18 protein-coding genes are annotated in these 21,552 nt (G+C 61.1%); 5 read left to right on the forward strand and 13 right to left on the reverse strand.

Annotated features, from left to right (window positions below; all coding sequences use genetic code 11):
• Positions 1 to 186 precede the first annotated feature (186 nt).
• Complete coding sequence (gene purL / locus ABDW57_RS23495) at positions 187 to 4,236, forward strand: phosphoribosylformylglycinamidine synthase (protein WP_343732565.1); 4,050 nt, start codon at positions 187 to 189, stop codon at positions 4,234 to 4,236.
• Here purL and ABDW57_RS23500 read toward each other — a convergent pair whose 3' ends face one another.
• From ABDW57_RS23500 to ABDW57_RS23530, 7 genes are all read right to left on the reverse strand, one after another.
• Positions 4,237 to 4,893 carry a DNA alkylation repair protein gene (locus ABDW57_RS23500; RefSeq protein ID WP_343732566.1) on the reverse strand — a complete coding sequence of 219 codons (657 nt, stop codon included), beginning with the start codon at positions 4,891 to 4,893 and terminating at the stop codon, positions 4,237 to 4,239. It lies immediately after the preceding gene.
• Between the two features lie 94 nt (positions 4,894 to 4,987).
• Complete coding sequence (locus ABDW57_RS23505) at positions 4,988 to 5,767, reverse strand: peptidylprolyl isomerase (protein ID WP_343732567.1); 780 nt, start codon at positions 5,765 to 5,767, stop codon at positions 4,988 to 4,990.
• A 92-nt stretch (positions 5,768 to 5,859) separates the two neighbouring features.
• Positions 5,860 to 6,636 carry a peptidyl-prolyl cis-trans isomerase gene (locus ABDW57_RS23510; RefSeq protein WP_343732568.1) on the reverse strand — a complete coding sequence of 259 codons (777 nt, stop codon included), beginning with the start codon at positions 6,634 to 6,636 and terminating at the stop codon, positions 5,860 to 5,862.
• Positions 6,637 to 6,723: 87 nt separating this feature from the next.
• Positions 6,724 to 7,005, reverse strand: a complete 282-nt coding sequence (locus ABDW57_RS23515; RefSeq protein ID WP_343732569.1) for a BolA family protein — start codon at positions 7,003 to 7,005, stop codon at positions 6,724 to 6,726.
• Positions 7,002 to 7,631 (reverse strand): septation protein A, encoded by a 630-nt coding sequence (locus tag ABDW57_RS23520; RefSeq protein WP_343732570.1) that lies wholly within the window; start codon positions 7,629 to 7,631, stop codon positions 7,002 to 7,004. Before ABDW57_RS23520 ends, ABDW57_RS23515 begins: the two co-directional genes overlap by 4 nt.
• Before the next feature lie 9 nt (positions 7,632 to 7,640).
• A complete protein-coding gene (msrB, locus tag ABDW57_RS23525) occupies positions 7,641 to 8,039 on the reverse strand; it encodes a peptide-methionine (R)-S-oxide reductase MsrB (RefSeq protein WP_343732571.1) in 399 nt (132 codons plus the stop codon).
• Positions 8,040 to 8,053: 14 nt separating this feature from the next.
• A complete protein-coding gene (locus tag ABDW57_RS23530; protein WP_343732586.1) occupies positions 8,054 to 9,496 on the reverse strand; it encodes a YdiU family protein in 1,443 nt (480 codons plus the stop codon).
• A gap of 144 nt (positions 9,497 to 9,640) precedes the next feature.
• Between ABDW57_RS23530 and ABDW57_RS23535 the strand changes: the two genes are divergently transcribed.
• A complete protein-coding gene (locus ABDW57_RS23535; RefSeq protein ID WP_343732572.1) occupies positions 9,641 to 11,284 on the forward strand; it encodes a 3-(methylthio)propionyl-CoA ligase in 1,644 nt (547 codons plus the stop codon).
• Here the strand turns inward: ABDW57_RS23535 and ABDW57_RS23540 are convergent, their stop codons facing one another.
• From ABDW57_RS23540 to ABDW57_RS23565, 6 genes are all read right to left on the reverse strand, one after another.
• Entirely contained in the window at positions 11,285 to 11,626 is a 342-nt protein-coding gene (locus ABDW57_RS23540) for a MarR family winged helix-turn-helix transcriptional regulator (RefSeq protein WP_343732573.1), read from the reverse strand.
• Positions 11,627 to 11,812: 186 nt separating this feature from the next.
• Positions 11,813 to 12,505 carry a DUF4197 domain-containing protein gene (locus ABDW57_RS23545; protein ID WP_343732574.1) on the reverse strand — a complete coding sequence of 231 codons (693 nt, stop codon included), beginning with the start codon at positions 12,503 to 12,505 and terminating at the stop codon, positions 11,813 to 11,815.
• A gap of 46 nt (positions 12,506 to 12,551) precedes the next feature.
• A complete protein-coding gene (locus tag ABDW57_RS23550; protein WP_343732575.1) occupies positions 12,552 to 14,063 on the reverse strand; it encodes a chemotaxis protein CheW in 1,512 nt (503 codons plus the stop codon).
• Complete coding sequence (locus ABDW57_RS23555) at positions 14,056 to 14,625, reverse strand: chemotaxis protein CheD (protein ID WP_343732576.1); 570 nt, start codon at positions 14,623 to 14,625, stop codon at positions 14,056 to 14,058. The genes ABDW57_RS23550 and ABDW57_RS23555 overlap by 8 nt, the downstream gene beginning before the upstream one ends.
• Positions 14,626 to 14,637: 12 nt before the next feature.
• Positions 14,638 to 15,453 carry a protein-glutamate O-methyltransferase CheR gene (locus ABDW57_RS23560; RefSeq protein WP_343732577.1) on the reverse strand — a complete coding sequence of 272 codons (816 nt, stop codon included), beginning with the start codon at positions 15,451 to 15,453 and terminating at the stop codon, positions 14,638 to 14,640.
• A 2-nt stretch (positions 15,454 to 15,455) separates the two neighbouring features.
• Positions 15,456 to 17,153: a methyl-accepting chemotaxis protein gene (locus ABDW57_RS23565; protein WP_343732578.1), complete on the reverse strand. Its 1,698-nt coding sequence runs from the start codon at positions 17,151 to 17,153 to the stop codon at positions 15,456 to 15,458.
• Between the two features lie 311 nt (positions 17,154 to 17,464).
• Between ABDW57_RS23565 and ABDW57_RS23570 the strand changes: the two genes are divergently transcribed.
• The 3 genes from ABDW57_RS23570 (at position 17,465) to ABDW57_RS23580 (ending at position 21,159) form a co-directional block, all read left to right on the forward strand.
• Positions 17,465 to 19,546 (forward strand): 3-hydroxyacyl-CoA dehydrogenase NAD-binding domain-containing protein, encoded by a 2,082-nt coding sequence (locus tag ABDW57_RS23570; RefSeq protein ID WP_343732579.1) that lies wholly within the window; start codon positions 17,465 to 17,467, stop codon positions 19,544 to 19,546.
• 158 nt (positions 19,547 to 19,704) lie between these two features.
• Entirely contained in the window at positions 19,705 to 20,343 is a 639-nt protein-coding gene (locus ABDW57_RS23575) for a PEP-CTERM sorting domain-containing protein (protein ID WP_343732580.1), read from the forward strand.
• A gap of 183 nt (positions 20,344 to 20,526) precedes the next feature.
• A complete protein-coding gene (locus ABDW57_RS23580) occupies positions 20,527 to 21,159 on the forward strand; it encodes a PEP-CTERM sorting domain-containing protein (RefSeq protein ID WP_343732581.1) in 633 nt (210 codons plus the stop codon).
• Positions 21,160 to 21,552 lie beyond the last annotated feature (393 nt).

A 21,552-nucleotide genomic window follows, 5' to 3' on the forward strand; every position in this document is an offset into this window, starting at 1 on the left:
AACGAGCATACTCCAAGGCAAGCCGAAAAGCCGTTTTTTTGACTTTTTTGGCCGAAAATGTTGCATCGGTGGCACGTTTTTCTCCCTGCCGGCGCGCAAGCCAGGGTGGCGAGAGAGGGAGCGGAAAGGGTATAATGCGCGCAACCTTTAAACCGCAGCCTCGCTGCATCAACTACCCTTCCCACCATGCTGATTCTTCCGGGTTCCAACGCCCTGTCCGCATTCCGTAGCCAACGCCTGTTGAACCAATTGCAAGCTGTGCTGCCGTCCGTTGCCGCCGTCCAGGCGCGCTATGTCCACTTTGTTGACGCCGCCGCGCCGCTGTCGGCCGACGACACCAGCCGCCTGACCGGTCTGCTGACCTACGGCGAGCCGGCCCACGCCGACAATACCGAAGGCCATGCCGAGGAATTCTTCGTGATCCCGCGCTTCGGCACGATTTCGCCATGGGCTTCCAAAGCCACCGACATCGTCCACAACTGCGGTATGGCGCACATCAAGCGCGTGGAGCGCGGTGTGGCGTATCGCATCAACCTGAAGACCGGCATCCTGGGCACCTCGCTGGGCGCAACCAGGAAGCTGAGCGACGAGGAATTGCAGGCCGTGGTGGCGCTGCTGCACGACCGCATGACCGAATCGGTGCTGCGTTCGGCCGACGACGCGGCCGGCCTGTTCCGCGAACTGGAAGCGCGTCCGCTGGAAACCGTGGACGTGATCGGCAGCGGCAAGGCCGCGCTGGACAAGGCCAACACCGACCTCGGTCTGGCCATGTCGGAAGATGAAGTGGAGTACCTGGACGCCGCCTTCACCAAGGCCGGCCGCAACCCGACCGACGTGGAACTGATGATGTTCGCGCAGGCCAACTCGGAACATTGCCGCCACAAGATCTTCAACGCCGACTGGACCATCGATGGCGTGGCGCAGCCGAAATCGCTGTTTGGCATGATTAAGAACACCCACCAGCTGCAGCCGAAAGGCACGGTGGTGGCCTACAGCGACAACTCGTCGATCATGGAAGGCGCGGAAGTGATGCGCTTCTTCCCGCAGACCGGCAGCAACGAATACGCGCCGGTCACCGAGCTGACCCACACGCTGATGAAAGTGGAGACGCACAATCACCCGACCGCGATTTCGCCGTTCCCGGGCGCCTCGACCGGCGCCGGCGGTGAAATCCGCGACGAAGGCGCCACCGGCCGCGGCGCCAAGCCGAAAGCCGGCCTGACCGGCTTCACCGTGTCCAACCTGCTGCTGCCGGGCGCCGTGCGTCCGTGGGAAAGCGACGCGGTCGTCACCGCGCCAGTGGCCGATTACCGCGACAGCGGCACGCCATACGGCAAGCCGGAGCGCATCGCCTCGCCGCTGCAGATCATGATCGACGGCCCGCTGGGCGGCGCCGCCTTCAGCAACGAATTCGGCCGTCCGGTGCTGGGCGGTTACTTCCGTACCTACGAACAAAACATCGGCAAGCAGTTCGCCGGCGCGCATGACACCGTGTTCGGCTACCACAAGCCGATCATGATTGCCGGCGGTATCGGCAACATCTCGTCGCAGCACACCCACAAGAACGATATTCCGGTCGGCAGCCTGCTGGTGCAGCTGGGCGGACCTGGCATGCGCATCGGCATGGGCGGCTCGGCCGCCTCGTCGATGGCAACCGGCACCAACACCGCCGACCTGGACTTCGACTCGGTCCAGCGCGGCAACCCGGAAATGGAGCGCCGCGCGCAGGAAGTGATTAACTCCTGCTGGCAGCTGGGGCCGAAGAACCCGATCATCTCGATCCACGACGTCGGTGCCGGCGGCCTGTCGAACGCCTTCCCGGAAATCACCAACGACGCCAAGCGCGGCGCGATCTTTGACCTGCGCAAGATCCCGCTGGAAGAGAGCGGCATGGCGCCGAAGGAAATCTGGTCCAATGAATCGCAGGAACGCTATGTGCTGGCGATTGCGCCGGCCGACCTGCCAGTCTTCCAGGCCATCTGCGAGCGCGAGCGCAGCCCGTTTGCCGTGGTGGGCACCGCCACCGAAGAGCGTCAGCTGAAGCTGATCGACCAGGACCTGGGCAACAACCCGGTCGACATGCCGATGGAAGTCCTGCTGGGCAAACCGCCAAAAATGCAGCGCGACGTGCATCACGTGCAAAACGATTTCCCAGCCATCGACCTGACCGGCATGGATCTGGAGGAGGCCGCCAAGCGCGTGCTGCTGCTGCCGACCGTGGGCGACAAGTCGTTCCTGATCACCATTGGCGACCGTACCGTGGGCGGCATGTCCGTGCGCGACCAGATGGTCGGCCCATGGCAGGTGCCGGTAGCGGACTGCGCCGTGACCGCCATGAGCTTTGAAGGCTACCAGGGCGAAGCCATGGCCATGGGCGAACGCACGCCGCTGGCCGTGATCGACGCCGCCGCTTCCGGCCGCATGGCCGTGGCCGAGGCGGTGCTGAACATTGCCGCCGCGCCGATCCGTTCGATCGAAGACATCAAGCTGTCGGCCAACTGGATGGCCGCTTGCGGCCAGCCAGGCCAGGACGCCGCGCTGTACGACACCGTCAAGGCAGTCGGCATGGAACTGTGCCCGGCACTGGGCATTTCCATCCCGGTCGGCAAGGATTCGCTGTCGATGCGCACCACCTGGAAAGATGGCGATCAGGCCAAGGCCGTGATTTCGCCGGTGTCGCTGATCGTGTCCTCGTTCGCGCCGGTGTACGACGTGCGCAAATCGCTGACGCCGCAACTGCGCACCGATGCGGGCGATACCGCCATCATCCTGATCGACCTGGGCCGCGGCAAGAATCGCCTGGGCGCCTCGGCGCTGGCGCAAGTCATGGGGCAGCTGGGCAACGCGGTGCCGGACGTCGACAATCCGGAAGACGTGAAAGCCTTCTTTGCCGCCATCCAGCAACTGAATGCGGACGGCAAGCTGCTGGCTTACCACGACCGTTCGGACGGCGGCCTGTACGGTACGCTGACCGAGATGGCCTTCGCCGGCCGCGCCGGTCTGTCGATCAACCTCGACATCCTGACCCTGGAAGAGGGCCATGGCGCCGACCAGGGCGACGCCAAGAACTGGGCCACCCAGGTGGCCGAGCGCCGCAACGAGCAAACCCTGCGTGCGCTGTTCTCGGAAGAGCTGGGCGCCGTGATCCAGGTGCGCGCCGAAGAGAAATCGGCGGTGATGGACGTGCTGCGTTCGTTCAACCTGGGCGCCTGCAGCCACATCATCGGTAAGCTGAACGACCGCGGCGTGATCGAATTCACCCGCGACGCCAGGATCATCTACGCCAAGCCGCGTGTCGAACTGCACCGTCTGTGGAGCGAAACCAGCTGGCGCATCGCCCGTCTGCGCGACAACCCGGCCTGCGCCGATGCGGAATATGATCGTCTGCTGGACGAGCAGGACCCAGGCATCACCCCGAAAGTAACGTTTGACCTGAGCGAGAACGTGGCCGCGCCATTCCTGGCCACCGGCGTGCGTCCACGCGTTGCCATCCTGCGCGAGCAGGGCGTCAACTCGCACATCGAGACCGCTTACGTGATGCACCAGGCCGGCTTTGCCGCCATTGACGTCCACATGAGCGACCTGATCTCGGGCCGCGCCAAGCTGGACGACTTCCAGGGCATCATCGCGGTGGGCGGCTTCTCCTACGGCGACGTGCTGGGCGCAGGCGAGGGCTGGGCCAAGACCATTCTGTTCAACAATGCGTTGTCTGATCAGTTTGCTAAGTTCTTTGCCCGCAAGGACACTTTCGGCCTGGGCGTCTGCAACGGCTGCCAGATGATGAGCAACCTGAAACCGCTGATCCCGGGCGCGCACGCCTGGCCGAAGTTCACGACCAACAAGTCGGAGAAATTCGAAGCCCGCTTCGCCATGGTGGAAGTGCTGGATTCGCCGTCGATCTTCTTCCAGGGCATGGCCGGCACCCAGACGCCGATCGCCATCGCCCACGGCGAAGGCTACGCCGACTTCTCGCAGACCGGCAACATCACCGAAGCCGTGGCCGCCATGCGCTTTGTCGACAACCGTGGCGAGGCCACCGAAGCCTACCCGTACAACCCGAACGGTTCGCCGCAAGGCCTGACCTCGGTAACGACGGCCGATGGCCGCTTCACGGTCATGATGCCGCACGCCGAGCGCGTATTCCGTACCGTTCAGCATTCGTGGGCGCCGGAATCGTGGGGCGAGGAATCGCCGTGGATGCGTATGTTCCGTAATGCCCGTAAATTCGTCGGGTAATTAATCGGAGAGGTGTTTATTCGCCTCACGGAAGGAGAGCGGCGCAAGCCGCTCTTTTTCTTTTAAGGTAAATAAGCGCACGGCCTCCGGTGCGTGCCGGGCATAATCCCTTAATGCCCAGCCGATGGCTTTCTGAATAAAGAATTCTTTTTCATGGGCCAGCGTCAGACAGTAATTAAACAGGCGCCGCTCATCGGTTTTATTCCGCCAGCCTAATTGGTGCAATAAAGCGATGCGGCGCATCCAGAAATTATCATGGCGTAGCGCCTCATCCATATAATCATGGCGATGGCGTAAAACATCACCAATGATGCCGGCCAGCGCATCGACCGTATCCCACCAGGATTTATTCTGCACCAATTCCAGCAGGGCAGGAATATCTTCGGTATTGAATGTTTTCCAGTGCATCGCCAGCATATCCAGCGCCACATATTGATATTCGCGCTGCGGCAGCTGCCACAAGGCGCGGGCGGATGCCAGCAGTGATTCGGCTGGCACGGTTTTAAGCAATGCGCGGCAGGCGCCTCTGCGCTGTGGCGTGCCAACGCCGATGAAGTCGAACTGGTCGCGCATATAAGCGCGCATGGCCGGCGCGCGCCCGGCGTCGGCTTCGGCGGCGAGGGCGATGGCGATATCGGTCAGAAAGTCAGGATTCATGCTAGTTCTTGGCGCGTAAAAGCCAATTTCAAGTCTGAGGAGGGCGTAAAAAAAGCGCCTGCAGGCAGGCGCTTCTCTCTGAGCGGGAACCAGCTTACTGGATCTTGGCTTTCTTCAGCAGTTCTTCGCGGTAGGCGACGATCTTGCGCTGTTGCAGGCCTTCAGCAACCTGGCCTTTTACCTCGTCAAACGAAGGGAACTTGGTTGGACGGGATTCTTCCAGCTTGATGACGTGGTAGCCGAATTCCGATTTCACCGGGGTCTGGGTGATTTCACCGTTTTTCAGGGCGATCATCGCATCCGAGAATGGTTTGACCAGTTTGCCTGGGGTCATCCAGCCCAGATCGCCGCCATTCGCACCCGAACCTGGATCTTTCGATACCTTGGCCAGATCTTCGAATTTGGCGCCGCCTTTCAGCTTGGCGATAATATCCTTGGCTTCCTGCTCGGTGGCCACCAGAATATGACGCGAGTGATATTCGGTCGGGCCGACAGCGGCTTTATATTTATCGTATTCAGCTTGGATCTCGGCGTCTTTTACCGGATTCTTTTTCACATAATCCGCCAGCATGGCGTTGATGATAATGCTTTGACGGGCATTTTCAATCGCGGCATTGACTTCCGGTTTTTTACCGTAGCCTTGTTTATCCGCTTCCTGCAGCAGAACTTCACGGCCGATCAGTTCTTTTTTAACGGCTTCACGCAATTGCGGCGAATCTGGCTGCTGGCCTTGTGCCACAACTTGTTTCACCATTTGATCAACCTTGGCGGCGGGAATGGCCTTGCCATTGACGGTCGCAACGTTCTGCGCGAAAGCTGGTGCTGCCGCGACAGCGATCAGGGCTAACATCAGGCGGGCTGGCTTCAACATCATTATTTAAATCCTTAAAAAATTACACTCTGAAGGTGCATGATACCAACGCAGAATCAAAAACGGCGCCCCGCAGGGCGCCGCCTTTCATAACATTACTGCACTTTTGCTTTCTTTACCAGTTCTTCCTGGTAGGCTTGCAGTTTTTTCTGGGTCAGGGCTTCGGCCACTTGTGGCTTCACTTCTTCCAGGGTAGGCAGCTTGGCCTGACGGATGTCGTCGACCTTGATCACGTGGAAACCGTTCGGGGTTTGCACTGGCTTCTCGGTCACCTGGCCTTTTTGCAGGGCGGTGAAAGCCTGTGCGAACACTGGCGGGAAGGACGACGGCGAGGCCCAGTCCAGATCGCCGCCATTGGCTGCCGAGCCGGTGTCTTTCGACTGCTTGGCCAGGTCTTCGAACTTGGCGCCGCCCTTGATCTTGGCGATCACGTCGTTGGCTTCCGCTTCGGTGCCCAGCAGGATGTGGCGCACGTGGTATTCCTTGTCGCCGGCCTGGGCTACGAAACGGTCGTACTCAGCCTTGATGTCGGCGTCCGACACCGGGTTTTTCTTCACGTAGTCCGCGACCAGGGCGTTGATGATGATGGCCTGGCGGGCATTTTCCAGCGCTGCCTTGACGTCGGCGTTTTTGCCAAAACCTTGCTTTTCAGCTTCCTGCATCATGACTTCGCGGCCGATCAGGTCTTTCTTGATCAGTTCGCGCAGTTGCGGCGAATCAGGCTGCTGGCCCTGGGCCACGACTTGCTTGACGACCGCGTCAACGCGCGAGGTCGGGATAGCCTTACCATTAACCACGGCAACGTTTTGTGCGAAAGCTGGTACAGCAACAACGAGGAGTGCAATCAGCAACTTGGCTGGCTTGAAAGTCATTATTAATTCCTGTCAGGGGAAAGTTATAGCGAATTAGCTTGGACGGCTAGGTGTTTGTCTTCAATTATTTTAAAAGCCGATAGGACATCACAGTTCGGACGGAGCCAAGGCAGTAATGGCCAATGCATGAATTTCTTTATGCATCATATCGTGCACAGAATCATACACGAGTCGATGTCTTGTGACGAGTTTAAGGCCTTCGAATTGTAACGAAACAATTCTGACGTTGTAGTGGCCGCCACCAGAGGCGGCGCCGGCATGGCCGGCATGGGCCGCCGAGTCGTCGTCAATGACGAGCTCGACGGGCGCCAGCCTGGCTTCGAAGGCGGCGCGCATGCGTTCGATGCGGGTATCCTGAATCCGGTTCATGCCTGGTCTTTCAAATGACGCGACAAATAAATCGTTTGCGCGACAATAAACACAAACATGATGGCGGTGGCGCCAAACGCTTTAAAGTTGACCCAGGCATCGGTATTGCCTTTAAACAGAACAAACGCCAGATACCAGTTCAGCGCGCCCATGAAGGTAAAGAAGGCGATCCAGGCCATATTCAGGCGCGACCAGGTCTGTTCCGGCAAGTCGATGATTTCCTTCATCGACTGGCGCATCAGGTTCTTTTTGAACAGCAGGTCGCTGAGCAGCAGCACCACGGCAAACAGCCAGTAGACGATGCTCAGCTTCCATTTGATGAAATCCTCGTCGTGCAGGTAGATGGTCAGGCCGCCAAACACCACAAACATGGCCAGCGACACCCACAACACGCCATCCACCTTGCGCCCGCGCGCCTTGATCCAGCCGATTTGCGCCATGGTGGCCAGGATGCCGATCAGGGTGGCGATCACGATCGGCGACTGCTCCGGCGTGACCGAGCCGCCGGAAATCATGCCGCTCAGGTAGGTGTTGATGAAGTGCTGGGATGCCTCGGCGTTGCTGCCGGCCACCTTGTAGGAGGCGAAGAACAGCAGCACCGGGATCATGTCGAACAGGAATTTCATGGTGTCTTATTAGTCTTGTGGGTCGAAGCGCAGTGACGCAGAGTTGATGCAGTAACGCAGGCCGGTCGGCGGCGGGCCGTCCGGGAATACATGGCCCAGGTGCGCGTCGCACACGGCGCAGATGGTTTCCGTGCGCAGCATACCATGGGAACGGTCGACTTTTTCGATCACGTTGGCCGGATCGATCGGTTCGAAATAGCTCGGCCAGCCGCAGCCGGAGTCGAATTTGGTGTCGGAGCGGAACAGCGGCGTGTTGCAGCACACGCAAGTATAGACGCCGGCCTCGTGGTGGTCCCAGAACTTGCCGGTGAAGGCGCGTTCGGTGGCAGCGTGGCGGGTGACTTGGTATTCCATCGGGTCCAGTTGGGCGCGCCATTCGGCGTCAGATTTGACAACTTTATTGCTCATGGCTTATTTCTCGCTTAAGAAGAACAACTCACTTCAAGATGGGATGCCCAGTCAGGGGGCAAGGCGGCGTACTGCTCGTGCTCGGTCTGTTCATCGTAGGGACGCTGCAACACTGCCAACAGCCGTTCCAACTCGGAAAAGTCCTTACTTTGCGCCTTTTCAATGGCGACTTGGGCCAGATAGTTTCGCAGCACATATTTGGGGTTGATTTGATTCATCGCAAGCGTGCGCGCCGCGTCGTCGCTGGCTTCGGCACGCAGGCGTGCACGGTAGCGTTCGGCCCAGGCGTCAAAGGCCGGCCGGTCGATGAACAGGTCGCGCAGCGGTTCGTCGCCACTGGCGTCGGCCGCGCGCACGCCGCTCAGGCGGCGGAAGAACAGGGTGAAATCCACGCCCGGCAGGATGGCAAACAGGTCGTCAAACAGCGCGCGGTCGGTGTCGAAGTGTTGTTCCAGCAGGCTGAGACCGAGTTTGGCGTGCAGCAGTGCGTCGATTTTGGCGGCAAACTCGGGCTGGTAGACGTCCAAGGCGGCCTGGGTCGGCTCGACTTCCCCGATCAGCGGCAGCAGCGCCTGCGCCAGTGCGTAGCAGTTCCAGTGGCCGATCTGCGGCTGGTTGGCGTAGGAATAGCGGCCTTGCTGGTCAGTGTGGTTGCAGATGTGGCTGGCATCGAAGGCTTCCATGAAACCGTAGGGCCCATAATCCAGGGTCAGGCCGAGGATGGACATATTGTCGGTGTTCATCACACCATGCATGAAGCCGACCGCCTGCCAGTGCGCGATCATGTGCGCGGTGCGGCGCGTGACCTCTTCCAGCAGCGCGGCGTACGGGTTTTCCGCCTGACGCAGGGCCGGATAAAAGCGGTCGATGACGTAGTCGGCCAGTTGCTTCAGCTGGTCGGTATGCTTGCGGTAATACCAGTGCTCGAACGAGCCGAAGCGCACGAACGAGGGCGCCATGCGGACCACCACGGCGGCGGTTTCGATGGTTTCGCGCACCACGCCCTGGTCGGAACCGGCCACCGACAACGCGCGTGAGGTCGGGATGCCGAGCGCATGCATGGCTTCCGAGCACAGGAATTCACGGATCGAGGAGCGCAGCACGGCGCGGCCGTCGCCCATGCGCGAGTACGGCGTCAGGCCGGCGCCTTTCCATTGCAGCTCCATCGGGCCTGCGCTGGTGGCAACGTCGCCAAACAGGATGGCGCGGCCGTCGCCCAGCTGGCCGGCCCAGACGCCGAACTGGTGGCCGGAATACACGGCGGCCAGCGGCTGCGCGCGCTCAGGCACGGCGTTGCCGATCAGGATATCAAGGCTGTCCGACAGATCCGGCGGCAGCCCGATCAGCTTCGCCGCCGGCGCGCTGGTCGCAACCAGGTAGGGCGCAGGCAGCGGAGTCGGCATCAGGCGGGTGTAGAACGCGGGCGGCAGGGACGCGAAGGAATTGTCCAACGGCAGTTTAGCGGCAGTAATGATGTGCTCCAGGTTAGCTAAGCGGTGATTTTACCGCAGTGCGTGGATGCGGCGGTGCAGCATCGAAAAGCATTGACGCTGCTCCGGCGCGGGCCGGAAACTTTGTCTATAAAACAACCGGAGACACCCATGCCATCCCCAGTTCCCCTGATGGGCCAGATGATGAATCAGCCGCTGCTCATTTCCAGCATCCTGGCGTTTGCGGCGCGCCATTATGCCAACAGCGAAATCGTCTCGCAGCGCGTGGAAGGCGATCTGCACCGCTACACCTTCCATGACTGCCATCAACGCGCCAGACAACTGGCCAATGCGCTGCAAACGCTGGGCGTGCAGATGGGCGAACGCGTGGCGACGCTGGCATGGAACGGCTATCGTCATCTGGAAGCGTATTACGCCGTGTCCGGCAGCGGGGCGGTGCTGCATACCATCAATCCGCGCCTGCATCCGGAACAGCTGGCCTATATCTGCAATCATGCGGAAGACCAGTATCTGCTGTTCGATTTCTGCTTCCTGCCCTTAATTGAGGCCATTGCGCCGCACTGCAAGACGGTCAAAGGCTGGATACTGCTTGGCGCGGCCGACCGCATGCCGGCTGACACCCGGATTCCGAAGCTGTTGTGCTACGAAGATTTGCTGGCCGCGCAGCCGGCCGACTATGCCTGGCCGGTGTTTGACGAGAATGCCGCCGCTACACTCTGTTACACATCCGGCACCACCGGCAACCCGAAAGGCGCGCTGTACTCGCATCGTTCGACGGTGTTGCACGCGTACGCCTCGGCCTTGCCCAACGTGCTGAACGTGTCGTCGCGCGATTCGGTGATGCCGGTGGTGCCGATGTTCCACGTCAACGCCTGGGGCTTGCCGTATTCGGTGCCGCTGTCCGGCGCCAAGATGGTGTTTCCCGGCGCCGCGCTGGATGGCAAGTCGGTCTACGAACTGATGGAGAAGGAGCGCGTGACCTTCTCGGCCGGTGTGCCGACCGTCTGGCTGGGCCTGATCAATTACTGCCTGCAGAACCAGCTGAAGTTCTCGACCTTCCGCCGCACCGTGATTGGCGGTTCGGCCTGCCCGCCGGCCATGATGAACACTCTGATCGATGACTTTGGCGTCGAGGTCATCCACGGCTGGGGCATGACGGAAATGTCGCCGCTGGGCACCACTGGCGGTCTGCTGTCCAGGCACATGGAGTTGCCGAAGGAAGAACAGCGCAAAATCCTGCAGAAGCAGGGCCACGCCATCTACGGCGTGGACATGAAAATCGTCGACGAGCTGGGCGCGGAGCTGGCGTGGGATGGCAAGACCTCCGGCAGCCTGCTGGTCAAAGGGCCGTGGATTATTTCCAGTTATTTCAAGAACGAGGGCGGCGATGTGCTGGAAAACGGCTGGTTCCCGACCGGCGACGTGGCCACCATCGACCCGGACGGCTTCATGCAGATTACCGATCGCGCCAAGGATGTCATCAAGTCCGGCGGCGAGTGGATCGGCACCATCGACCTGGAAAACATCGCCATGTCGCATCCAGGTGTGATGCAGGCGGCCTGCATCGGTGTGCCCCATCCGAAATGGGACGAGCGGCCGCTGCTGGTGGTGGTGCGCCGTCCCGGCAGTGCGGTCACGCGCGAGGAACTGCTGGCGCATTTCGACGGCAAGGTGGCCAGGTGGTGGTTGCCGGACGATGTGGTGTTTGCCGACGCCTTGCCGGTCGGCGGCACCGGCAAGATCCAGAAAAACAAGCTGCGCGAACAATACCGGGACTACCAGCTTCCCGCGTGATTAACGTGCTGACGGGCTGCTGGCCGCCAGCGGTTGTTCGGGCCGGAAATAATGCATCAGCAGGCCGAAGCCGACCAGCACGGTGCCGGCGCTGAAGATGTTGCCGATGGCGTGGCGGTACAGCATGGCGTTGGCGGCGCGGCCGTGCACCTGCTGCGCCAGGATCGCGCCCGATCCGGTCAGGCGGCGCGCCAGCCAGTCGCGCCGGCGTTCACGGATGTCCGCCAGCACCGCCGCTCCATGCGCACTCAGCAGCAGGCCGCTGCGGCGGCGGTCGTCGGGATCTGGGGCATCGCGCTTGACCAGGTCGAGCGCTTCCAGCGCCTTGATGTGGCCGCTCATGGTCGGTCCGCGCAGTTTCCTGCCGGGCCAGCTCGGCCACGCCGATGCCCGGTTGCAGGCTGATGGTGGAGCGCAGCATCTTCTGCTGCAAGGTCAGGCCGGATGCGTCGTCATCGCTTTCCCGCCGCAGGCGGCGGAAAACGTGGTGCAGCCCATCTTAAGCCGCAGTGGCTCGCCTGACAAGCGCTATTTGATGGCGCCGAATACCTTGCCGATCAGCTTGCTGCCGGTGCCGATCGGGTCGGCGCGGATGGCTTTTTCCTCTTCCGCGATCATGGTGTACAGGCCATCCAGCGCGCGCTGAGTAACATAGCCTTCCACCGTGGCCTGGTCCTTGGTCAGCACACCCAGTTGCGGCGCCAGGCTCATGGCGGTGTTGTATTTGGTGGCCAGACCGGATTTGTCGGTGACTTTCTTCACCACCGGCAGGAATTGCACGGCCAGCTTGTCCTGGGTTTTGCCGCGGAAGAAATCGGTGACCGAGGTATCGCCGCCGGTGAGGATGTTCTTGGCATCAGTGATGCTCATGGACTTGACGGCGTCCAGCAACAGCGGCTTGGCCATCGGCACCGCCGCTTCGGCCGCGTGGTTCATCTGTACCACCAGATCGTCCAGCTGCTGGCCCTTGCCGGTCATCTTCAGGATCGGCCGCGCCTGCTCCAGGATCTTGGGCAGCGGAATGCGCACCTTGTCGTTGTTGAGGAAGCCGCCGTCGGCGCCCAGCTTGGCCACCGCCGCGTTCGAGCCGGTTTCCAGCGCCGCCTTCAGGCCGCCGGACGCGTCCTTGTTACTGAGGTCGGCCAGCGATAGCGCATAGGCGCTGGCGGCAAACAGGCTCAAGGGAATCAACAGGGCGATGGCGCGGCGCGAGACAGGCATGGATAAACCTCCAGATGAGTAATGCCATACTGTACTCCACCACGGCCTATGCCGCCAGCGCCGGGATCTCCCTGGCCAGCCGTTCCAGCAGGCGTTCGCACTGGAAGACGCTGAGCGTGCGGTGGGCGTCGCCGTCGACCTCGATGTCGATCACCTCGTCCATCTCGGCGCGCGGATCGCCGTGGGCGTCCGGATTGCGCATCATCTTGGGCGCCGCAAAGCGGCGGTTGTCGTTGATGGTCATGATGTTTTCCACCGCGTCCACCAGCAGGCCGTAGCATTCCTCGCCGCGCTCGACCACCAGGATCTTCGATTGCGAGTTGTCCGCCAGCGGCGGCATCTGGTACAGGCCGCGCAGGTCGATCACGGTCACCATCTGCTTGCGCAGGTTGAGCATGCCGCGCATGAAGGCCGGCAGGCCGGGCGGACGGGTGATCTCGCCCACGCTCAGGTCGATGATCTCGCGCACCTGCTTGATTTCCACCGCGTAGCTGTTTTCCAGCGCGAAGGTGATGTAGACCTTGCGCTGGCCGCGGCGGGCGTCGCGTTGCTCGTTCTTTGCCACTTGCGCCTGGTCCTTGGGATACAGGTTGGCGTGGCCGCTGCGCATTTCCCTGATTTCGTTGCTGGAGAAAATCTGCCTGTGGTCGAGGAAGAAAATGTCGCCCAGCTCAGGCTTGGACAGGCAGCCGCCAAACATGCCGGCGCGCGCCTTGCTCAGCATGGGAATCGGCATGATCTCTTCGCTGTAAAAATTGACGATGTTATCGACTGAATCAACCAGGAAACCGATGGTGGCGTCATCGATGCGGGCCACGATGATGCGCTGGTCGGGTGTTGCCACGCGCTCGCCGCCACCGGCGTTGAGCAGGGTGGCAAAATCCACCACCGCCACCGGGCTGCCGCGGAAGTTAATGCGGCCCAGGCACAGTGCGCTGTTCAGTATGGAAGGCTGCAACTCCGGCACGCGGATGATTTCCTGGATCGCCGCCATCTCGAACGCAAACGAGGACGCGCCGACGCGGAAGCTGACGCACTGGCGCCGTTCGCCATGCTGGCGGCGCGCGCGCCGGTCATGGGCTTGCAGCGCCAGCACCTGCGGCACGTTTTCGATCCGCACCAGCGCATCGGCATCCAGCACCTGCACCAGCCGCGTGCCATGATCGAGCAGGATGGTGCCGGCCACGACACCGCGCTTTTCGCCATCGGCGTAGGTCAGCGTGCTGCGCTGTTCCGGGCGCACGCGCAGGATCTCGCCGGTGGCATCAAACAGGATGCCGACCAGCACGCCCTGGTAATCCAGGATGGCGATCTTGTCGGTTGGCTGCGCGGCGCGCGCCGCGGGATTGAACACCCGGCCCAGGTTGACCACCGGGATCACGCTGCCGCGCAAGGTGAACACGCCTTCCAGGAAGCGCGGCGACAGCGGCAGGGCCGACACCTTGTCCGGATAATTCACCACCTCGCGGAAGCAGCTGGCGGGCAGGGCGAACTCGTCGCTGCCCAACACGAAGGAACCAAACAACTCGGTGCACGAGACGGCGGACGCATCAGGCATGGGCAACTCCAGTACGCGAGGAAGGGGAGATTTCCTGCACGGTATATTCACAGGTGGCGCAATCGATGTTCATGGTGCGGCCGCTTTTGCCGCCGACGCGGCAGTAGCTGACGTGCAAGCCATATTTGCGCAGGTGCCGGCGCGCCGCATCGGCATTTTGCTGGCCGATCTGGAAGCGGCTGGAGCAGCCATTGAGCATGGTCGCGCCGCCAGCCAGCACCACTTCGATATCGGCATAATCGGCCTCGGTGGCGCCGATCAGGCGCAGCAGCGAGGGCACGGCCTGGCTGACATAGCGCGCGCCCAGCTCGTTGTTGGCTTGCTCGCACTCGGGCAACAGACAATGCGCCAGCGCGCAGCGGCGCTGTTTTTTCCAGATGAAGGCGATGCCGACGCAGGAACCCAGCAGCGCCTGCAGATGCCCGGCATGCGTGCCCACCTTCAACTGACCCATGGCCACCTGCTGCGGCGCGCCCGGCGGCGCGATGAATTCGTCAGCGTGGTTGTCGCCCCAGGGCACGCTGGCCGGCTGGATGGGAGTAGCGAATAATGTCGCCTGCATGATGACCGCCTTTTATTCCATTCGATAAATCATCGGCCGGTCGAGCTGGTAGGCGGTATTCCGGCCTGAGATCGATTCCGATTCCCCCACAATCATGATGGCGTGGGACGCCATGCTCAGGCGGGCCTGCTGCAGGATGGTGTGCTGGTGTTCCTGGTCGAAATAAATCAACACATTGCGCAGGAATACCAGGTCAAACTGGCGGGCCGGCTTGAGCGGAGTCAGCAAGTTATGCTGGGCCAACTCCACGTTCTTCTTCAGTGCATCGACCACCCGCAGGCCGTTGGCGCTGGGGCGGAAGTATTTCTTGACCCACTCGGGATGGGTCTCCTGGATACGTTCCACGGAACGGCCCGTGTACTGGCCATCGCGTGCCAGTGCCAGAATTTGCTGCGAAATATCGGTCGCATGGATCTGGTAGGCGAACCCGGGATGGCCGGCGCCAAACTCTTCGCACAACATGGCCATCGAATACAGTTCTTCGCCGCTGGAGGCGGCCGCCGACCAGATCTTCAGGCGCTGGCCCGGATGGGCCTGCCACCACTGCGGCAGGAATTCCTGCTCGACGTAATCCCACACCTGCTGGGTGCGGAAGAACAGGGTGTCGTTGGTGGTCACCAGATCGATGAAGTGCGGGACTTCGGCGCGGTCCTGCTCCACCTTGTCCAGGTAGGCTTGATAGCTGCCGAGCTTGAGCGCCTGCACGCGCGGGCGCAGACGCCGCTCCAGCAGCACGCTCTTGCGTTCGCTCATGGCGATGCCGGTATGCTTGCGCACCAGCGCAATCAGCGCGGTCAGGGTGGCCGGGGTAATGCCGCCGACTTCCATGCTTACACCGCGAAGCCGGACACGGTTTTATTCAGATCGCCGGCGCGCTGGTTCAGTCCCTCGGTCGAGCGGGCGATGCTGTCGCAGGCGGCGGCCGACTTCTCGGCTTCCTCGGCAATGTACTGCACCGCGGTGCTGACTTCGCGCGCCGTCAGCAACTGCTCGTTGGCGGCTTTGGAAATATCGGAAATCGCCTCGGTGGTCTTGACCACGCCGGCCAGGATCTTGTCGAAGGCGTCGCTGGCCTGGCGCGAAATCTCGCTGCCTGCCGAGACGCGCTTGACCGATTCGTTGATCAGCTTGGAAATCTCCTTGGTCGCCTGCGAGGAGCGCTCGGCCAGCTTGCGCACCTCGTCCGCCACCACCGAGAAGCCCAGGCCGTGCTCGCCGGCGCGCGCCGCCTCGATGGCGGCGTTGAAGGCCAGCATATTGGTCTGGTTGGCGATGTCGCTGATGACCTTGACGATTTCGCCGATATCTTCCGACGAGCGGTTGATCAGGTCCATGGCCTCGATCGACTTGGCCACCGCCTTGGCGCCCACTTCCGCCTCGTGCTGGGTGGACTTGGCCATGGCGTCGGCGTCCGAGGTGTTGTTGGCAATGGAGTTGATCGAGCTGGTCAGGCCGTCGATGGAGGCATTCATTTCCTCCACCGTGGCGCCCAGCGCCTGGGTGCCGACCGCCACGCCGTTGGAACGCTCGGCAATGGTGGTGGAGGCGTCGGCCAGACCGCTGGCGGACATCACCACGTCGCTGATCACCTTGCGCAGGTCGGCAGTCATCTTGCTGATGCCCTCGGCCAGCTGGTCCAGCGGCTCGCTGCCTTCCACCGTGATCTTGCTGGTCAGGTCGCCGTTGGCGGCGCGTGCCACCGACTCCAGCAGGCGGGCGATCTTTTCGCCGTCCGACTTGGCCTTGGCGGCCACCGACTCTTCCAGCTCCACCTGGGCGGTAATATCGCTTGCGTATTTGACTATTTTATATGGTTTGCCATTTAAATCGAGAATGGGATTATAAGTGGCTTGTATCCAGACCGTCTTTTTGTTGTTGCCAAGGCGCTTATAACGGCCGCTGTCGAATTCGCCACGATTCAATTTTTGCCAGAACCGTTTATATTCTGCACTGGCGGCGTAATCCGGATCGCAAAACATGCGGTGATGCTCGCCTTTTATATCGTCGAGATAATAGCCCATAACCTCCAGGAAATTATCGTTAGCGGTAAGTACATGGCCCTGCATGTCGAATTCGATCACCGCCTGGGCCTTGCTGATGGCGCTGACCTTGCCTTCGTATTCGGCATTGCGCGTGCGGTTGGCGGTGACGTCGGTGGCGAACTTGATGATCTTGTACGGTTTGCCGTCGGCGTCCATCACCGGGTTGTACGAGGCATTAATCCACACTTCGCGGCCATCCTTGGCGACCCGCTTGTATTCACCTTGCTCGAATTCGCCGTTGGCCAGACGGCCCCAGAACTGTTTGTAGGCCGGCGAGGCGGCATACGCGGCCTCACAGAACATGGAGTGGTGACGGCCCTGGACTTCACCCAGCGAATAACCCAGCACGCGCAGGAAATTGTCATTCGCGTGCAAAATCCTGCCTTCCAGGTCGAACTCGATAACCGCTTGCACACGGTTGAGTGCTGCGTGGATAGCTTGGAGTTCTACATCCTGCGTCTGGATTACCTGGCTCGGAGCGTTCATGAGAGTCCCTGTATGTTGTAAGAGATACTAAATACCCATAGGTGTGATATTTAGAGAGAATTTACTTGGATATTCGGGGATGGGGAATATGCGCGGTGTGAACTGATTATTTCCGGTATTCAAAATGGAAGCAAGAGCAGCTCCATAAAATGTACTCTGTAAGCGACAACTGCTGAGCCAATTCTCCGCATTGCAAAGCGCTGCCGCCGCTTTCAAAAGCGGCGGCACTGCAGCAAAAAAAATAACACGATCGTTCTTTTTATGCGGTATAGTAAGTGAGTTAGCATTCCAACCAAGAACAAGGAAGAGACATGACTGCTGAATACCAAGTGCGCGGCGCGGTTGCCGTCATCACGCTGAACAATCCGCCGGTCAACGGCATGGGCCTGGTCACCCGCACGGCGGCCGTCAAGGGCATCCAGCAGGCGTTGGCCGACGATGCGGTCAAGGCTATCGTCATCACCGGCGCCGGCAAGGCCTTCTCGGGCGGCGCCGACATCAAGGAATTCAACACGCCCAAAGCGCTGCAGGAACCCAGCCTGCACACCCTGATCGCCACCGCGGAAAATTCGAGCAAGCCGGTAGTAGCCGCCATCCACACCGTCTGCATGGGCGGCGGGCTGGAGCTGTCGCTGGGCTGTCACTACCGCGTGGCGCTGCCGGGCGCGCAAATCGCGCTGCCGGAAGTGAAGCTGGGCCTGCTGCCGGGCGCCGGCGGCACCCAGCGTCTGCCGCGCGTGCTGGGCCTGGAGCCGGCGCTCAACATGATCGTCTCGGGCAATCCGGTCTCGTCGGAAAAGCTGCCGGCGCTGTTTGATGAACTGTTTGCCGCCGATGCCGACATCGTGCAATCGGCGGTGGCGTTTGCTGAAAAGATTGCCGACGTGCGGCCGCTGCCGAAAGTGCGCGACCGCAAGGTCGACTACCCGAACCACGAAGCCTTCCTGCAATTCTCGCGCAACACCGTCAAGGCCATGGCCGGCCCGTTCCCGGCGCCGCTGGAATGCGTGGAAACCGTGGCCGCCTCGGTTACCATGAAATTTGAAGACGGCATGAAATTCGAGCGCGAACGCTTTATGCACCTGATCCAGACCACCGAATCGAAAGCGCTGCGCCACGCCTTCTTTGCCGAGCGCGTGGCCAGCAAGGTGCCGGACGTGCCGGCCGATACGCCGGTGCGCAGCATCAAATCGGCGGCCGTGATCGGCGCCGGCATGATGGGCGGCGGCATCGCCATGAACTTCCTCAACGCCGGCATCCCGGTCAAGCTGCTGGAAACCAGGCAGGAAGCGCTGGACAAGGGCATCGCCACCATCCGCAAGAATTACGAAAGCAGCCTGAAGAAGGGCAAGCTGACCCAGGAAAAACTGGACCAGCGCATGAGCCTGTTGAGCAGCACGCTGTCCTACGACGATATCGGCCAGGCCGACATCGTGGTGGAAGCCGTGTTTGAAGAACTGGGCGTCAAGGAAGCCGTGTTCCGCAAGCTGGACGAGGTAATGAAGCCGGGCGCCATCGTGGCCACCAACACCTCCACGCTGGACGTCGACAAGATTGCCGCCTTCACCAGGCGTCCGCAGGACGTGATCGGCACCCACTTCTTCTCGCCGGCCAATGTGATGAAGCTGTTGGAAATCGTGCGCGGCAAGGAAACCGCCAAGGACGTGCTGGCCACCGCATTGGCGCTGTCCAAAAAACTGAAGAAAACCGGCGTGGTATCGGGCGTGTGTGACGGCTTCATCGGCAATCGCATGATCGAGCAGTACAGCCGCCAGGCCGGCTTCCTGCTGGAAGAAGGCGCGCTGCCGGAGCAGGTCGACAAGGCCGCCGAGAAGTTTGGCTTCGCCATGGGCCCGTTCCGCATGGGCGACCTGGCCGGCAACGACATCGGCTGGGCCATCCGCAAGCGCCGTTACGTCGAGAAACCGGAGATCAGCTACTCAAAAACCGCCGACCTGCTGTGTGAAATGGGCCGTTACGGCCAGAAAACCGGCGGCGGCTGGTATGACTACAAGGCTGGCGACCGCAAGGCCTATCCGAATGAAGCAGTGAACGCCATGATCGTCAAGCATTCGGCCGACCTGGGCATTACCCGCCGCAAGATCAGCGATGAGGAAATCGTCGAGCGGCTGGTGTACTCGCTGGTGAACGAAGGCGCGCTGATCCTGGAAGAGGGCATTGCGCTGCGCGCCTCGGACATCGACATGGTCTATCTGACCGGCTACGGCTTCCCGCTCTACCGTGGCGGTCCGATGTTCTACGCCGACACGGTCGGCCTGCCGAATGTGCTGGCGGCCATCAACAAGTACGCCAAAGGGCATCAGGGGCAGGCGTGGCAGCCGGCGCCGCTGCTGCTGAAGCTGGCGGACGAAGGAAAGCTGTTCAATAGCTAACGATTGTTGCATGTAAAACACATCAATTATAAATATGCTCACAAGTGCGGCCGGGTTCGTTATAATCGACCCCGGCCGTTTTTTGTTTTCCCGCGCCAGGAAAACGGCTGGCAGTTCAGTGGGGCGCTCCGGATTCATACTAATAAAATGGGGTACACATGAAGCACACGATCTTTGCTGCAGCACTGGCTCTGGCCAGCCTGTCGGCGGCACACGCCGACACCATCAACGGTCTGTACAACACCGGCCTGGGTGACGAGGGCACAGCGGAAACGCACTACACCTTCAGCTCGACCAGCGTGGGCGGCAGCGTGCCGACCATCACCACCAACAACATCTGGCCGGTGGATGGCACCTGGCTGGTCAATACCGACACCTCCAAATGGATCACGCCAACCGCCACCCAGGGCCAATCGCTGGACCCTGCGGCTGACGGCATTTACACCTACACCCTGAAATTCAACCTGGCCGGTTACAACGCGGCCACTGCCGTGTTCGACGGCCGGCTGGCGGCGGACAACTCGGTGATCGTCAAGCTGAATGGCACCACCATCGGCAGCGGGCAGGGCTTCCAAAGCTGGTACGATTTTGGCGCCGGCAGCGGCTTCGTGGCCGGCCTGAACACACTGGAATTCGTGGTCACCAATGATCAGCTGAGCGGCGGCAACCCGACCGGCTTGCGCGTGGAATTCGAATCGTCGAGCGTGAGCGCCGTCCCTGAACCAGCCACCTACGGCATGCTGCTGGGCGGCCTGGCGCTGGTGGGCGCGGTAGCGCGCCGTCGCAAACAGCATTAAGGATGTGGCAAACGCTCATGTGCCTTAAAGAAATTTAAATGCACATGAGCATTTTCCGTAAAACCTCGTTATAATTATCAGCAACAGCACCTTCCTTTCGACGCCCTAAAAAACGGTTCGATGAAATCCAGGCATCCCCATCGATGCTGGCTGACACGCTAACCCACTTTTTTAGAGGCTCTCATGCAACGCAATCTCATCGCTGTCGCCGTACTGGCGCTCACCGCATTCAGTTCCGTCCACGCTGCCAGCATCACCGGCTTGAAAAACACTGGTTTGGGCATCAGCGGCCAGGCCGACAGCAACTACAGCCTGAATTCGGGCGTCAGCAGCGTCCCGGTCATCACCTACGACAGCCAATGGCCGATCGGCCCATGGCTGGCCAACGACGGCGTATCGAAGTGGATCACGCCGACGGCCAGCCAGGGCGAAAGCTTTGACCCGTCCAGCGCCGGCACCTACACCTATACGCTGTCGTTCGACCTGAGCGGCTACAACGCAGCCAGCGCCGCCTTCACGGGCCGGCTGGCGGCGGACAACGCGGTGGTGGTCAAGCTGAACAACAACGTCATTGGCAGCGCCACCGGCTTTACCGACTGGACCAGTTTTGGCGCCCAGGGCGGCTTTGTGGCCGGCGTCAACACGCTGGACTTTGTGGTCACCAATTGGGCGCAGAACGGCGGCAACCCGACCGGCCTGCGTGTGGAGTTTGGCTCGTCGAGCATTGCGGCAGCGGTTCCGGAACCGGAAACCTACGCCATGCTGCTCGCCGGCCTCGTCATGGTAGGCGCCGTCGCGCGCCGCCGCCAGCAGTAAGCAGCAGCAAGCAGTATCGTAGTAAGGGAACTCCTTGGGTAATACTTCAACCGCCTCTCCGAGGCGGTTTTTTTTATTCGGGGTCAGCTCTGACATTCGGACATCGAGAGCCAATCTTTGAGGTAGATCAAGAACTGCCGACTGAAATGAGGGCCATTTCATCGATGGGGGCGGCGCAGACTGAAGCAACGATACGATAGGATGCGTTGAGCTGCATCAAAGGTGCGCGCCGCGTGTCCGAATGTCAGAGCTCGTATATTGAACACGCCGCGTCACCCTTGGATAATCAAGGTGCAGAAGTGGTCAGGCAGGGAGATGCCGATCAGAGTCTGGGCCATTGAGCCCGTGGGTCAGATAGGTGCCCCTGCCTGTTTCATTTTACAAGTCCGAACG

Source organism: Duganella sp. (assembly GCF_039595735.1).
Classification (GTDB): Bacteria; Pseudomonadota; Gammaproteobacteria; order Burkholderiales; family Burkholderiaceae_D; genus Rugamonas.

Bases quoted from the DNA above. Each gene is read 5' to 3' on its own strand.
- purL (WP_343732565.1), top strand. From the start codon at position 187: ATGCTGATTCTTCCGGGTTCCAACGCCCTGTCCGCATTCCGTAGCCAA.
- ABDW57_RS23500 (WP_343732566.1), bottom strand. From the start codon at position 4,893: ATGAATCCTGACTTTCTGACCGATATCGCCATCGCCCTCGCCGCCGAA.
- ABDW57_RS23505 (WP_343732567.1), bottom strand. From the start codon at position 5,767: ATGATGTTGAAGCCAGCCCGCCTGATGTTAGCCCTGATCGCTGTCGCG.
- ABDW57_RS23510 (WP_343732568.1), bottom strand. From the start codon at position 6,636: ATGACTTTCAAGCCAGCCAAGTTGCTGATTGCACTCCTCGTTGTTGCT.
- ABDW57_RS23515 (WP_343732569.1), bottom strand. From the start codon at position 7,005: ATGAACCGGATTCAGGATACCCGCATCGAACGCATGCGCGCCGCCTTC.
- ABDW57_RS23520 (WP_343732570.1), bottom strand. From the start codon at position 7,631: ATGAAATTCCTGTTCGACATGATCCCGGTGCTGCTGTTCTTCGCCTCC.
- msrB (WP_343732571.1), bottom strand. From the start codon at position 8,039: ATGAGCAATAAAGTTGTCAAATCTGACGCCGAATGGCGCGCCCAACTG.
- ABDW57_RS23535 (WP_343732572.1), top strand. From the start codon at position 9,641: ATGCCATCCCCAGTTCCCCTGATGGGCCAGATGATGAATCAGCCGCTG.
- ABDW57_RS23540 (WP_343732573.1), bottom strand. From the start codon at position 11,626: ATGAGCGGCCACATCAAGGCGCTGGAAGCGCTCGACCTGGTCAAGCGC.
- ABDW57_RS23545 (WP_343732574.1), bottom strand. From the start codon at position 12,505: ATGCCTGTCTCGCGCCGCGCCATCGCCCTGTTGATTCCCTTGAGCCTG.
- ABDW57_RS23550 (WP_343732575.1), bottom strand. From the start codon at position 14,063: ATGCCTGATGCGTCCGCCGTCTCGTGCACCGAGTTGTTTGGTTCCTTC.
- ABDW57_RS23555 (WP_343732576.1), bottom strand. From the start codon at position 14,625: ATGCAGGCGACATTATTCGCTACTCCCATCCAGCCGGCCAGCGTGCCC.
- ABDW57_RS23560 (WP_343732577.1), bottom strand. From the start codon at position 15,453: ATGGAAGTCGGCGGCATTACCCCGGCCACCCTGACCGCGCTGATTGCG.
- ABDW57_RS23565 (WP_343732578.1), bottom strand. From the start codon at position 17,153: ATGAACGCTCCGAGCCAGGTAATCCAGACGCAGGATGTAGAACTCCAA.
- ABDW57_RS23570 (WP_343732579.1), top strand. From the start codon at position 17,465: ATGACTGCTGAATACCAAGTGCGCGGCGCGGTTGCCGTCATCACGCTG.
- ABDW57_RS23575 (WP_343732580.1), top strand. From the start codon at position 19,705: ATGAAGCACACGATCTTTGCTGCAGCACTGGCTCTGGCCAGCCTGTCG.
- ABDW57_RS23580 (WP_343732581.1), top strand. From the start codon at position 20,527: ATGCAACGCAATCTCATCGCTGTCGCCGTACTGGCGCTCACCGCATTC.